Here is a 14286-nt window from a genome sequence, read left to right on the forward strand (position 1 = left end):
CTTAATCCACCTTTTATAAATGTAAGAAATCTTGTTTTAGCGTTTTATCAAATGCTTGGAATAAACCGCGTCTAATTTTCACACCAGAATAATCTTTTTCAACTGAAATTAATTTTTTAAGCAAGCTAAGATTAACGCCTTCTTCTTGACATAACGTTTCTAGATCAGTCAATTGATCTTCTTTGAAAACAGGACGATCATCTTGTTGCCAATCATATACTTCACCAGTCTCCTCTTCAACAATTCGAGGTAAGCGATCTTCCCATTGCAAATCATCATGCCAGTATTTGCGAATAGCTTTTAATTCTTCAAATGTAATTAATTCAATAGTTGGATCATGAAGTTCTCTTATTTCTTTTTGTGTACGTAACAATTTTCTTAATATTTCTTCTCTTGCATCTAATGTAAATGGTCCAACTCCGAAGCGTTTAGGAGTATTATTGTCATCTTCATCAATCACTAAAATATCAAGATCTTCAATCGTTGCTAAATTAATATTATTGGTATCAATATATTCTTTAATTTCTGACTTATAAATTCTTGGATGACTTAAATCTTGTGCATCAACCCCACCAAGATTAGTTGTTAAATAAACTTCACCATTCATACGACGTTTTTGTCTTTTGGAGCGATCTTCACGTACTTCTACTAAGAAGTTTCTAAAATCATACAATGGGCGTAACCAATCTACACCATTGTTAATAAACCCACTTAGAGCTTTATCCTCTGTAACAACTGTACATGTCCAGCATCCAAATCGACTGTTACCACAAGACCCGGCGCTCTCTTTTACTTCTTTATCAACAACTAATGGGCATTCGCTGCTAGAGTCCTGATAAAGCTGTAAGAGTTCATTATTATCGTCTCCCCATGGAGATTCGTATTGAAGTAAAAATTCCCACACATCGTCTACACTGAAGCTACGGATAGGTGCAAATACAAAAGCATTTCTTAAAGTAGAATGCTTCATTAATTTTTTCCCCTCAATAGTGTGAGATTGCATAACTGCTGCACGTGTTGCACTTTCAGAATCACGTACACCTAATAACATAACTACTTCGCCGAACTGGTCTACTTTGTCTAAAATAAAACGGTTAGCTGGTTCGATCTTCAAACGATCTGTACACCATCTGAACTTCTGTCTTGGAGTTGGATAACCTTTACCAATAATAGAAGACCAGAAAGTTTGCTCTGCTTTTGGACGGACTTTTTGTGTCTCAAATGGTAAACCGATCTCTAAAGCTCTCTTCTCGATACGTCCTAACGTTCTAGTTATTTTATCAATAATAAGTGGTGTCTCTACTTGAGTATCTGAAGAAATAACATATACTTTTTTATGAAGTTGAGAAGGTTCTAACTCTTGTAACGCTTGAAAAACAATTTGAACAACTGCTGTGGAATCTTTTCCTCCACTGAACCCAACAACCCAAGGTCTTTCATCCTCAAGATACATTTCTTTTACTAATTCTTTGGCTTCTACAAATTTGCTGCCTGTATTAAATATATTAAGTTCCATGTAGAGAAGCCTCCTTTACGTAATCTTATTTTCTATTTTTTGTTCTTGTTCTGTTAAAGGTAAGCCTATTTTAGCCTTAATAAGATTTGCCGTTAATTGAACGGTCTCATTTGTTTTATTAATTCTTCCTGTTTGACCATAGGCGCGACCTAACCAATCTTGCTTATTGTCGCGACTCCAATCTACCTTTTTAAGCTTTTCAATATATGATTCCCATTCATCTGCATGATAGAAATAAAGATAATGTCCAATAATACCTATAGCTTCTAAAAAAACACCATGAGCAATGATAGAATTAATTCTAAGGTCTCTAGGTGATACTTTCTTATCTAATACATCTTGCCATTCCGTTATCGTATCACATAATAGAATCCAAAACTTCTGTACAAACTCTTTTTCTTGCTCAGAAATAATTTCGCCTTTTCGTTTGCCTAGCAATCGACAATTCGTATTAAAAATATGATTTAGAGCAAATAGTTTAGGTGAGTTCTTAGATAAAGATACTTTTTCTCGATCTGTATATCGTTCTAATAAAGGTATATCTTGTAACAGCCCTTTTGTAATTAAAGAAAGTTGATCCCGATGATCATATAAAATTCCAATAGAAGAGGTTGTATTCACAGCATGCCGATTTAGATCTGAAAACATTTGCTGAGAACGAGTCAAACCTAAATCATGAAAGAAAACTACTGAGATCGTTTCTTCTCCTAATTCAGGTGAAATTTTCAATGCTTCTTCTATAGCTGCTCTACGATGTTGTCCATCATTAATTAAGAATTTAGAATCAAGAGAAATCGTAAGATATCCTATATCTTTCAAATCCTTCGAATGTTCTTGAAATACCATTTCTCCATCTACAGATGCCGTTAACGAAGAAAATATGTATTCTTTAGGATTTTCCAGAATATAATTTGTGATATCTGGAATTCTTGATCTATTCATCACCCGTTGTGCCCGGTGCTCAACTGGAATTTCTTCTTCATCAAAAAGAAAAATTCTAGGAATCAAGCGCATCGGACACATAACTGTATAAAATTCTTTACCAGCCTGTTTACCTCTTAAAGCAGGAAATGTATAATTAAAGTTCATCAGCATATTCTCCTATTACGTACGTAATATTGTGCTTTGCTATTTGATTTTACATTAATACGAACGGATGTTCAATACTTTAAAGAAACAAATTCTGACTCTTTGCATTCTTTATCAATAAAAAACAAAGTCGGTTTTCTAAATAAAAGAAAACCGACTTTGTTTTAATCTTGAATTATTTAGGTTTGACGATAAATACATTTTATTAATACGTATATTTAACAATAAACAAAGATTATAAAAAGTTAACCACTTTTAAATAAAATTAGTTTGAGTTGTTTTTGAAATTTAAATAATCAGAATGAATCTCTTTGAGAATTCTGTCTAATAAAATAAAAGTATTACTCCAAATTACAAAAATTATAAATAAATAAAGAGCTTGATTATTTTCAAAAATCATACTTATATATTCGGAATGAACAATATAAATAGACAAAAATCCTACTATAAAATATCCTATCACTCTTCTAATAAAAACATGACGTTTTTCTATATTGAAAACAAAAAAATTCGTATAGTAAACCCAATATACTCCGTATGAAGGAATTAAAAGTAAACCTACAAAGAAAATATTAATTCCCCAATTCAAGTGTGTCAAAAAAATTAAAGTTAGATACCCAATTAAGCTTATTACGTATAAATCTTTTGCCTGCTTAAGTATTAAATTTATAATATTTTGTAAGTAACTTCCTTCGAAGTATTTTTTGTTTATTGATGTGTTTAAATTTCTACAAAAATTTGTAACAAAAAAATTATGTGATATATATAATTTTCGGGCTTCTATGAGAGTCGAACTCAATAAAAAGAATATAAGCAAAAAGCTCAATGTCGTTATAAGAAAAATTTCGCTAAATCCTCTTGTATCAAAATCCAATCGTATTAAGAAAATTATAAGAGTGATAGGATATAAGAGAATCGATAAAAATGAGGTTAGTTCTATTAAAATTAAAGAAAACTTACTTTTAGTTTTTTTTGCTAAACGTTTTCCAAGATACTCTGTTGATCTTATTATTACTTTATCAAAAATAATATTGAAAATAAAAAAACCTAGCGCCATTGTAATTAATGTTAATCCAATAACTTTAATATTTAATAACATTTAGAGCAACAACCCTTTCTATAATAAGTTTGAAATTTAAATTATTACATAATAATCATAGTACGATACAGTATTACTTTCTATGTAATCAATTGTAAATTAGATACTTAATTATTTATATAAAACACCTGCAATCAATCTGTATTACTTGAGATTTAAATTAATTACATGGTCAATAATATATTTAAGAAAAGAGAATTTGGATATGTCAATTAAATCAAGATAATAATTGTTTTAGTAGGGAAAGGATGTATTTATTTTAGAGAAAAACAAAAAATGAGGAATATCTATTTCAACTAGATATTCCTCATTTTTATTCTAAATAGAATTTTTTCTCAAAACAATATCATGACTAAGATTGCAACCGTCTCTCCCTACGACTCAAAACATAAATCGAAAACACACACGTCATTGGCGCCAAAGTAGCTACGTTGATCGTCCAATCGCGATACATAATTTGCTGTGCTATACTCGCTGTAAAAATAACAAAACAAACTATCATCGCAAGAAACACAATTGTATGCGCAGGATGCTTGGAGCGTTTATAAATCATATGTACAATGCCCCAGATCACCAAACCATAAATGATTATATTAACAAGTATAACCAGAGCCAAACCGTATAGATCTGACATTATATCACCTCCTCTTGCTATTTCTATTGCTCTTTTGATTGTTTATTTTACTTATTTTACTATAAAATGGAATAAAAGATAAATGGATGATCTATAGAGGAGGGTATTTATGGCTTGGGGAGCGATTTTGCCGTTTGTGTTATGGATCGTGATGCTTGGGTTATTTGGACTGTTCTTATACGGGTTTATCGTGTTGATATCTTATTTGAAACGGAAACAGTAAAGCCATACACAATACTATATTGGACATATGCTCTCAAAGACCGAAAGAGATGTTTGAGTAATATTCTTTGTTTTTAGATCAGTCTACTTGTATTTCAAATTTTAGACACTTTTGAATGAATAGATTGGGCTAATTTCACTTAAACAGCACTTTCATCCAGTACGATACACGTGATAAAATAGATAGAATGAAAATAAGTACACAAATGTGTTGCTTCTATAGAAGAAACCTAATTTCGTTATCCTCATTTTGTTGTATTCATCACATGCTTGTACTATACTTTAACTCCCCAGCGATCCAATTTTTTCTATTCGATCGATGTACGATAGTCCGTATTTTCTGGATGATACTAATCGTAAATATAGACATACCTTGTAATTCTATAACTTATTATTAAGTAACTTATTAATCAATATTAAGGTGAGATGATAAATGACAATTGAATTACTTGATCGCTTACGCAAAGATACGGCTGTATACCATGAACAGATAGAGGGTAATTTCTATGCCAAAGGTATTATGGCGAAATCACTCACTTTGGATGAATATCGCACTTATCTTGCGAAGTTCTATGGCTTTTTAAAACCTTTAGAGCAACAAGCTGTTCAGCATATGGACGATTTGGGGTCTAATGCTGGTTTTGATATGAACGTACGTGCCAAATCCCCCTTGTTGGAACAAGATTTGATTCACTTAGGTATGACTGTAGAAGAGATACACCAATTGCCTTTGTGCACAGACTTACCGGATATTTCAACGCCTGCACGAATGTATGGAGCTTTTTATGTGATCGAAGGGTCTACACTGGGTGGACAAATTATTACGAAGCAGTTAATGAAGTTCTTGCCTGTTGATCCTGAAGGTGGTCTGCATTACTTTAATGCGTATGGTGCAGAGACTCGTGCCCAATGGTCGGCTTTTCGTGATCTATTGTTACAGACAGGTGTCACCGAAGACGATAAAGAAAATATCATATCTACCGCTAAAGAAACATTCCGATTACTTGATCTATGGTTAAGTACCCATCCTAACTAGCAAAAGAATAACATCATGATCTACAGGAGGCTAACCAATCCATGGCTGGTACAAATAATAATGAATATGATTTATTAAATCGTACACTTCTTACCGAAGGTAAATTTACAACTCAGGAACCGATCGATCTGACCAATTGTGATAAAGAACCGATTCATATTCCCGGGCAAATTCAACCTCATGGTGTCTTACTAGCCATCACCAAAGATGATGAGCATACCATTGTACAAGCTAGTCGCAATACGATGACTTTATTCGGTGTAGAAGCAGAAGAGTTATTAGGTCAACCTCTCGCTACACTGATCGGTGAAGAACAACTTATCGCTCTACTCCAATATGATCTCAGTACACAATCTACTTCTGATCTACAATATACACGTTTGAATATTAATGTTCAGGATACAATTACTGAATTTTTTGTGATTTTGCATGAAAGTGAAGGGCTGCTTATTTTAGAGTTCGAATTAGATACGATTGACGAACATACGGTAGCGAATGATTTTGAATGGATTCGTACCTTTTTTGGACGGGTCAAGCAGACTAAGAGTCGTAATGAAGCCAGTCAGGTTGCCGCAGAGCAAATTAAACAAATGCTTGGATATGACCGTGTGATGATCTATGAATTCGATGAGAACTGGAATGGTAAAGTCATTGCTGAAGCAAAAGAAGCGGAGTTAGAACCTTTTCTAGGACACAACTATCCGGCTTCTGATATTCCCAAACAAGCTCGTCAGTTATATCTACGCAATTGGTTACGTACCATTGTAGATGTCCATTATACGCCAGTAGAGATTATCCCTACAGTGCAACCGATAACGGGTAAGCCGCTCAACTTAAGTCTGTCTATTTTGCGTAGTGTCTCTCCTTTGCATATTGAATATCTGCATAATATGGGCGTTGGCGCAACGGTAACGATCTCGCTTATTCATGATAATCAGCTATGGGGATTAATTACCTGTCACCATTATTCACCTAAATATATTCCTCACCGTGTTCGTAACCTGTGTAATTTTCTAGGTTCGTTCTTCTCTAGCGAATTGTATCAACGACAACAGATTGATGATTATGAATCTGAAATAGCAATGCGCCGTCAGGCTGCTCGAATTGCAGATGTATTTATACGTAATACCAGCTTTGTACGTGTGATTGAGCAATTACAAGAAGAGGAAAAAACATTGCTTGATCTGATGAGTGCTTCTGGCGCAGCCATTAGCTATCAGGATAAATTATTGTTATATGGACAGACCCCTACTGCTGGACAAGTCCGCGAACTTGCCGGTTGGTTAGGTGGCAAAGCCAAAAATTACGTCTATGCTAATTCGCGTCTTAGTCTAGATTATGAACCTGCCAAAGCCTATAAAGAAAAAGCATCTGGAGCGCTCTATCTTGCTCTTTCTCCAGGGCAACAAAATTATATTATCTGGTTCCGCCCTGAAGTGCTTCAAATTGTAGAATGGGCAGGAGATCCAGTCAAAGCTGTGATTCAAGATAATGATGGTATGCGCCTTTCTCCACGTAAATCTTTTGAGAAATGGAGACAAGTGGTTCAGTCGACTTCATTCCCGTGGAAAACAAAAGAAATCAACATCTTGCCTGAACTCAAAACGATTGTTCATCGGCAAACAGAGAATCAATTGCAACAAGTAGAAGAATTAGCACTGCAAAATGCACGTATTTTACGTCAAAATGAGCAACGCTATTTGCAATTAATGGAGCTGTCTCCTGTTGCTTTTCTGACGATTACCAATGGGCAAATTATCTATTCGAACAGTGAAGCTGTCGAATTATTCGGAGCTAAAACGACACAGGGTCTGATTGGCAAAGATTTCGCTCAATATATCAGTAAATCATCTCAAACAGATATGCAAAAAAGTTTGGAAGAATTGCAGGAAAATGTAGTACAGCTTATCTCAACCAATGGATTCTTTACCGATGTCGATCAGAATGTAATGCAACTGGAAGTAACATTAACTTCGATCACGTATGGTGGTCAACCTTCCGTCATGATGATTGCACGGTTGATGGCTTCCAATGTTGAGCAGACAGAAGCCTATACTACACTATCTGATCAACTGCATAGCTATCTCGCAACCGATCCATTAACGGATATCCCTAATCGACCTGCTTTTGAAAAAGCCTTAGAATTAAACTGGGCAAATGCAATAACCGAGCAAAAACCTCTTGCTTTACTGTTGGTAGATCTGGACGGTCTACGTGCTTACAATGCGGTACATGGACTCAATGGTGGCGATCTATGCTTACAATGGGTAGCTGATGTACTCACGATGATTGGAAGTATCCATGAAGCAACGATTGCTCGATTTAGCGGTGGTTCATTTACGGTGATGTTAGTTGGAGCAGATCAAGAACAGGCAGGAAGTCTGGCTAAAGAAATCAGTCAAAGTGTACTTGCTCTACAGATTCCACGTGACTCATCCAATTCAGGTGAATTTATGACCGTAACGATTGGTGGAGTATCTATGATTCCGAACGCTTCCCTACAACCTACAGACTTGATTGATCAAGTCGAAAGATCGTTAATGAAAGCCAAAAACAAAGGTAAAAATCAGATTTTCTGCTGTGAAGCTCAATATTAATTATTATGTATAGACCAACCCCTCTATCTCTTTCCTTATTTAAGGATTGTAGATAAAGGGGTTTTTAGTCTTGCTTCATATCATTGTATCTTTTCTCATTTTCAGTCCATGAATAGATGCCTGCGATGATTCCCACGGTGACTATAATAATAACGATTGCGATCAACGTTGTTGGCGTAAATAAAGTGAGCCATTCACTCCATGTCGATCCATAACTAAATAATTGAAAGATTGCAATAATCGCCAATAATACCAATGCTGTGCGTATACTTTGCCAGATCATATTAAAAGCAAAGCCTCGTTTTCTTGCTTCATGCCATTTCTGATAAAACTTCTTCTCATACCGTTTGTATGTCACTTCTCTGTATATTGCGATACCTATAAGGATCACCAATCCGATATAGTACCAGATCGGATAATCAATCGTAGTGATGAGTGGAATCAACAATAATACCAGACTTGTGACTATCGTTCCTACAAGTTGTACCGCTCGTTCCCGGTTCATATGTATACTCCTTTCGTCTGCTCATTCTGTTCTGCTACCTTTTACATCTACTCCTATCTATTGTAGCATTACTACATTTGCCATCTCCACTCTATATGTTATTACCTACTTATTGATTATGTTTACAGTATCATATTTATTATAAAATTTCTTGTATCCTATGTTTGCAGACGTTATATTACAAAAAGAAAAGCGTTTCGACTTTTGCTAAAACGTGTATTAATACAGGTTGAAAGGCTTGTCCAAACAACATACATAGAACAGATTAGGGGGCTATATCGAAGTGGCTGAACAACCAAAAAAAGAAAGTTTCATGTCTTTAGTCAAAAAAGGAAACAAATCTTCGGCTGTAGCGATGACAGGTAATGCGGTACTGGCAATTTGTAAAGGCGGAGCCTTTCTGGTCAGTGGTAGTGGAGCCATGTTCGCTTCTGCGATGCATTCACTAGCAGATGCAGTCAATCAAGGATTTGTTTTTGTCGGTAGTGTATTATCTGAGAAAAAGCCAACCCCTCGTTTCCCTACAGGGTTCGGACGAGTCATTAATATTTTCTGTATGATTGCTGTTATTGTCGTTACGATTATGGCGTATGAGACGATTCATGAAGGTATTCACTTGTTGCAACATCCAGTCGCTCATTCTGGTGGGGTATGGATAAATATTGCAGTGCTTGTGCTTAATATTTTGATCGACGGAGCCATTTTAATCAAAGCGATGAAAGAGATTTTGAAAGAAGCACGTGCTCCTGAAGCCAAAGGCTTTGCACTGATGCCTGCGGCTTTCAAAAATGTAGGACGTGCGGCTCCACCTACACGCCTTGTATTTTATGAAGATATTGTAGCTGTACTTGGTGCTCTGTTTGCTTTGATTTCTGTCGTTGTGATTGCTTTGACTAACTTTGCACTTCTCGATGGTATCGTCACTACATTAATCGGGCTACTGATGATCGCTGTCGCTTTCCGTGTCGGTTATGACAATATGATCGGACTGATCGGTGTTGCGGCTCCGCAAGATATCGAAGACAAAGTATCACAAACGATTCTTGCTGATGAACAAGTTGCTGATATTCAAATGATGCGTATTATTCAAGAAGGACGCTACTATCATGTAGAAGGTCTGATTGAACTACACAAAGGATTAACTCTTGCTGATGCAGATGATATCAAGTTCCGTATTCAGCAGAACTTGATGACCAACCCTGATATTGCTGACGCTTCGATTTCAATTATCGAAGACGATGGTATTCATAGTTGGGACAAAAAACAAGCAGATGTGTTGAAATAATCCATGTTCTATCGAGCCTCTAGCCCACTGGTTATCTTACAGTGAACTAGAGGCTTTTTGTATTGTGAGCGAAATGCTTTTGGATCAACTCTATAAACATCTGAGCAGCAACACTCATATAGCGATCGGTACGATGCAATAATTCGATACTGCGTACAGGAGCATCATTCACAATCGGGATCGCTATTAATTGATCATCGGGTAGATCTTCGAGCAACGCATGAGGATGAATACTGAACCCGATACCTGCTTTGACCAGTTGTAACTGTGAAGCGGCTGATCCGTTGTCCATCAATGTCTGTACTTTCCAACCTTTCGATTGAAAACAATCATCTATTAACTTACGTCCAACAAAACCAACAGGATACAAGATTAACGGTAACTGTAACAATTCTTCTAATTCAATCTCCGCACGTTGAGTTAATGCATGACCTGAAGGAACAAATAAACTATAGGTTTCGGTACTCAACGGAACCTGTACCATCCGTCGATCCAGTACACCAGACAATCCTATTCCAATATCCACTTTATCTTCAATAACCATGTCATGAATTTCAATCGTAGGGACAATTTCTAAACGTACATTAGGAAATAACTGATGAAAAGCAATCCAGATCGCTCCCATCCGATAATCCAGATCCGAAGGCAAAACAGCGATTCGTAGTGTTCCCCGTTGATTGATCTGTAATTCAGCAATCGACATTTTGGCATTTTGTAGATCACGTAACATTTGTGTGCTGTATTGTTGAAGTAATTTGCCAGCTTCAGTAATTCTTATTTTTTTGCCGATACGATCAAATAAAGGCGTACTCAGTTCATCTTCTAACACTTTAATCTGCTGACTAAGTGTGGGTTGAGAAATCCCTAATCGGTCTGCTGCTTTGGTAAAATGTAACTCTTCGCATACCGTTATAAAATACTGCAATTGACGTAATTCCATCTTCGTCCTCCTCTTATCCTACTCTTTGCTAATCATAGTCTTGTACTATCATAATAATAGAAACAATAGTATGGTACAATTGTTATTCTTTTCTTATACTATACATAATTCATCAAATGATCTATAGAAAAGGAGCCTTAATATGCGTATACGATATTTAACGATGCTTTTACTATTAGCGGCACTGAACTTACGTCCTGCTATTACGTCGATTTCTCCTGTATTGGAAAATATACGGGCTGACCTTCATATTCAAGGTGTGACTGCTAGTCTATTGGTAACACTGCCTGTATTATGTATGGGACTGTTTGCTCCACTGGCGTTATCATGGAGTCAACGTTGGGGATTAGAAAAAGTAATTACATTCTCTCTTCTATTAATCGGTGGTGCAACTTTACTACGTGTATTCGCTGATTCCACACTCATCTTAATGAGTAGCGCTTTACTCGCAGGCATAGGGATCGGATTGATAGGTCCATTGTTATCTGGATTCATCAAGCAGTATTTTCCCAAGCCAGCGGCGATGGTCAGTGTATATTCCGTTGCTCTCGTGATCGGAGCGGCATTAGCAGCAGGTCTAGCTGTGCCTTTGCAACAAGGTTTAGGATCATGGCAGTATTCGTTAGCGTTCTGGGCGTTATTGGCACTGGTTGCTGGATTTAGCTGGTTACGATTAGCTCGATCTCCTCAGACTGTAACCACGACAACTGCGGTCTCTTTACCTTTACGTCAGAAAAAAGCATGGCTATTAACCGTCTTTTTCGGATTGATGGCAGCGATCTTCTATTCGTTAACCACATGGTTATCGCCTATGATGGCACATGCAGGATACAGTAAAATCGAAGCCGGTTATATGATGACTTTATTTACACTGATCCAGATTCCGATAAGTTTCTTAATCCCGATCGGGGTGAGCAAGTTCGGCAAACGGGCATGGTGGCTTGTTGGATGTAGTGTTATGGAAATGATCGGGCTACTGACGTTGCATTTACCTGTATCTCCATGGTTAGCGATTGCGATTCTAGGTATAGGTGCAGGTGGATTATTCCCATTAGCTCTAATGCTACCGATTCAAGAAGCGAACAATGCAGGTGAAGCCAACGCATGGTCAGCCATGACACAAAGTGGCGGTTATACATTAGGAGCGATTGGTCCATTGATTGTCGGTTTATTATTCGATTATTCTGGAAACTTTGTCACTGCGCAATGGGGACTGGGTGTTATGATCGTGCTAATGGTCATTGTACAATGTTGGATTGGGAATGGCGCCAAAGCTGTCACTCAGCAGAAACCTCTCATCCCTGCGACTGAACAAAGTTCTTAACCCATCTTTATCATTGTTATCCTATGGTTGTCGACCAGTAGCTTTATGTTAGGAACAGCATGCTTTACTTTATATCAGAACTATTTGCACGTTTTATAATGAACTTATTTCTTATGGATCTACACATAAAGGCTTCCTGCTCATCAGTTATATGATGATACAAGGAAGCCTTTTAGGTATGATTTGAATGTAACAATTATCGTGTAGATTACTGCTGTACAGAAAGTGGCTGAAGATTTATCCTCTATAGAAACTTCCTACAATCTTCAAGTGCTTGGAGCGCATAATGCGAAAAGGATAAATATAACCGTGATTACCTAACTTTAATGGACGTGGCCAGACATTGATACCGGATGTGAAAAGATACGCTTGATAAATAAATTTGGAACAGTAGCTCCGTTCGATCTGATCGAGATTCGTATTCAGGCGATACGCTTGCACTTGCTGATAATGCTCTTGCGCCCATAATGCGGCTGCTTGTCCTGCTTCTGCTGATTGAGGACGAAACACAATAAATCGATCTTGATCATAAAATCGCTTTACATACCATTCGACTGAATCTGAAAATACCGGTCCATACGGATGCACATGATACACTTTACCATCTTCGCCCAGTATGCCCATATGCCCGGCATAGTAAGTGGATTCAGAACTCGGTGTATACAAAATATCGCCTGCTTGTAGTGGCAATTGTCTAATTTGGGAAACAGGTAGATCGGCTTGTTGTTGACGGGTAGCTGTCCATTTGCGCGGTTGTTCTACGATCACACGATGGATCGCTCCTACAACCGCCAGATATACTTGTGCCCACTGGATTTTTTGGAACCACGATTTGGAAGCTGTATTTATTTTGTTAAGCTGTAATTTAGCATGTAAATTAATCAAAAGATTCCCACCTTTATCTCAAAGTTGCAGTCATCACTATCTATTGTATATACGTATGATTTGGCATTTGGTATCACATGAATCTATTTTGCAAATTCTTCAATCTACTATATGCTTGAAAGACCACGAAAGTAAAATTTGACCACCAAAGGATGTTAATAATGAATATTATCGATTTACATTGTGATGTGTTATATAAATTTGGAGAAGCTAAAGGGAAATTGAATTTTGCCGATTCGCCTGAGCTGGATACCAATCTAGAACGCCTTCTAACAGGTAAAGTGAAAGTACAGGGATTCGCTGTATTTGTAGAACCTGATCTGAAAGACCCTGAGAAATTCCAATCATGCCTCGATCAGATTCATTATTTCTATACCGAAGTGTTGGAAAAAAATCCACAGATGGTACATATTACGAAGTGGTCACAGATTGAGCAGTTGCAAGCACATCAGATCGGTGCTTTTCTTACGTTGGAAGGTGTCGATCCTATCGGTAATGATCTGCACAAAATGAATATTTTGTATCGACTGGGTATTCTATCGGTAGGGTTAACATGGAATTACGCCAATCTAGCGGCGGATGGTGCGTTAGAAGAACGAGGAGCGGGATTAACTGCTTTCGGAAGAGAGCTAATCTATTTTAATAATAAATATAAGATTCTCTCAGATGTCAGTCATCTCTGTGAACGTGCTTTCTGGGATGTGATCGAGATTGCCGATTACCCAATCGCTAGTCACTCGAATGCCAGTCAGATTTTCCAAAATCTACGTAATCTTAAAAACGATCAAGCTCAAGCTTTATTTGCTAAAAATGCAATGGTTCATGTAGTGTATTGTCCTTACTTTGTCAGCGACCATGAAACGGTAACGATCCCTGAACTGATCAAGCATATCGACCACTTCTGCTCATTAGGCGGAGAAAAGTTGATCGGACTGGGTTCGGACTTTGACGGGATTATGTATCATATTCAAGGATTAGAGCATGCCGGGCAAAGCCAGAATCTAATTAACGAGCTGTTGAAGCATTATAGTGAAGAGCAAGTACACGGATTTGCTTATCAAAATTTTATGAATTATGTATTGAGATAAAGAGGCTGTCATAAGCCTCTTTTCTTTATGTACAAAAATATATCTTAAAAAGTGAACCTTTCGCCA

General features: G+C 36.9%; 11 protein-coding genes. 5 read left to right on the top strand and 6 right to left on the bottom strand.

Annotation, left to right across the window (positions count from 1 at the left end; translation table 11 throughout):
* Positions 1–13 precede the first annotated feature (13 nt).
* From dndC to PaeCFBP13512_RS03870, 3 genes are all read right to left on the bottom strand, one after another.
* Positions 14–1516 (bottom strand): DNA phosphorothioation system sulfurtransferase DndC, encoded by a 1503-nt coding sequence (gene dndC / locus PaeCFBP13512_RS03860; RefSeq protein WP_137221271.1) that lies wholly within the window; start codon positions 1514–1516, stop codon positions 14–16.
* Positions 1517–1531: 15 nt separating this feature from the next.
* Positions 1532–2611, bottom strand: coding sequence for a DNA sulfur modification protein DndB (gene dndB / locus PaeCFBP13512_RS03865; protein WP_137221273.1), 1080 nt, complete (start codon positions 2609–2611; stop codon positions 1532–1534).
* Between the two features lie 259 nt (positions 2612–2870).
* On the bottom strand, positions 2871–3704 hold the full coding sequence (locus tag PaeCFBP13512_RS03870) for a hypothetical protein (protein WP_137221275.1): 834 nt from the start codon (positions 3702–3704) through the stop codon (positions 2871–2873).
* 1289 nt (positions 3705–4993) lie between these two features.
* On the opposite strand from PaeCFBP13512_RS03870, the gene PaeCFBP13512_RS03875 reads away from it, so the two are divergent.
* Both PaeCFBP13512_RS03875 and PaeCFBP13512_RS03880 read left to right on the top strand, forming a co-directional pair.
* A complete protein-coding gene (locus tag PaeCFBP13512_RS03875; RefSeq protein ID WP_137221277.1) occupies positions 4994–5596 on the top strand; it encodes a biliverdin-producing heme oxygenase in 603 nt (200 codons plus the stop codon).
* Between the two features lie 41 nt (positions 5597–5637).
* Complete coding sequence (locus PaeCFBP13512_RS03880) at positions 5638–8193, top strand: diguanylate cyclase domain-containing protein (RefSeq protein WP_137221279.1); 2556 nt, start codon at positions 5638–5640, stop codon at positions 8191–8193.
* 64 nt (positions 8194–8257) lie between these two features.
* On the opposite strand, the gene PaeCFBP13512_RS03885 is transcribed toward PaeCFBP13512_RS03880, so the two are convergent.
* Positions 8258–8698, bottom strand: coding sequence for a hypothetical protein (locus PaeCFBP13512_RS03885; RefSeq protein ID WP_137221281.1), 441 nt, complete (start codon positions 8696–8698; stop codon positions 8258–8260).
* 283 nt (positions 8699–8981) lie between these two features.
* On the opposite strand from PaeCFBP13512_RS03885, the gene PaeCFBP13512_RS03890 reads away from it, so the two are divergent.
* On the top strand, positions 8982–9983 hold the full coding sequence (locus PaeCFBP13512_RS03890) for a cation diffusion facilitator family transporter (protein ID WP_193555934.1): 1002 nt from the start codon (positions 8982–8984) through the stop codon (positions 9981–9983).
* 46 nt (positions 9984–10029) lie between these two features.
* Here the strand turns inward: PaeCFBP13512_RS03890 and PaeCFBP13512_RS03895 are convergent, their stop codons facing one another.
* Positions 10030–10923, bottom strand: coding sequence for a LysR family transcriptional regulator (locus tag PaeCFBP13512_RS03895; protein WP_137221283.1), 894 nt, complete (start codon positions 10921–10923; stop codon positions 10030–10032).
* 142 nt (positions 10924–11065) lie between these two features.
* On the opposite strand from PaeCFBP13512_RS03895, the gene PaeCFBP13512_RS03900 reads away from it, so the two are divergent.
* Complete coding sequence (locus tag PaeCFBP13512_RS03900; protein WP_069326759.1) at positions 11066–12247, top strand: MFS transporter; 1182 nt, start codon at positions 11066–11068, stop codon at positions 12245–12247.
* A gap of 237 nt (positions 12248–12484) precedes the next feature.
* Here PaeCFBP13512_RS03900 and PaeCFBP13512_RS03905 read toward each other — a convergent pair whose 3' ends face one another.
* Positions 12485–13132 (bottom strand): hypothetical protein, encoded by a 648-nt coding sequence (locus PaeCFBP13512_RS03905; protein WP_241669262.1) that lies wholly within the window; start codon positions 13130–13132, stop codon positions 12485–12487.
* Between the two features lie 161 nt (positions 13133–13293).
* On the opposite strand from PaeCFBP13512_RS03905, the gene PaeCFBP13512_RS03910 reads away from it, so the two are divergent.
* Complete coding sequence (locus PaeCFBP13512_RS03910; RefSeq protein ID WP_137221285.1) at positions 13294–14220, top strand: dipeptidase; 927 nt, start codon at positions 13294–13296, stop codon at positions 14218–14220.
* Positions 14221–14286 lie beyond the last annotated feature (66 nt).

This window comes from Paenibacillus sp. CFBP13512, from assembly GCF_005233705.1.
Lineage (GTDB): Bacteria > Bacillota > Bacilli > Paenibacillales > Paenibacillaceae > Saccharibacillus > Saccharibacillus nuruki.

Coding starts and splice junctions, on each gene's coding strand:
- PaeCFBP13512_RS03875 (WP_137221277.1), top strand. CDS start 4,994: ATGACAATTGAATTACTTGATCGCTTACGCAAAGATACGGCTGTATAC.
- dndB (WP_137221273.1), bottom strand. CDS start 2,611: ATGCTGATGAACTTTAATTATACATTTCCTGCTTTAAGAGGTAAACAG.
- PaeCFBP13512_RS03885 (WP_137221281.1), bottom strand. CDS start 8,698: ATGAACCGGGAACGAGCGGTACAACTTGTAGGAACGATAGTCACAAGT.
- PaeCFBP13512_RS03895 (WP_137221283.1), bottom strand. CDS start 10,923: ATGGAATTACGTCAATTGCAGTATTTTATAACGGTATGCGAAGAGTTA.
- dndC (WP_137221271.1), bottom strand. CDS start 1,516: ATGGAACTTAATATATTTAATACAGGCAGCAAATTTGTAGAAGCCAAA.
- PaeCFBP13512_RS03880 (WP_137221279.1), top strand. CDS start 5,638: ATGGCTGGTACAAATAATAATGAATATGATTTATTAAATCGTACACTT.
- PaeCFBP13512_RS03870 (WP_137221275.1), bottom strand. CDS start 3,704: ATGTTATTAAATATTAAAGTTATTGGATTAACATTAATTACAATGGCG.
- PaeCFBP13512_RS03910 (WP_137221285.1), top strand. CDS start 13,294: ATGAATATTATCGATTTACATTGTGATGTGTTATATAAATTTGGAGAA.
- PaeCFBP13512_RS03900 (WP_069326759.1), top strand. CDS start 11,066: ATGCGTATACGATATTTAACGATGCTTTTACTATTAGCGGCACTGAAC.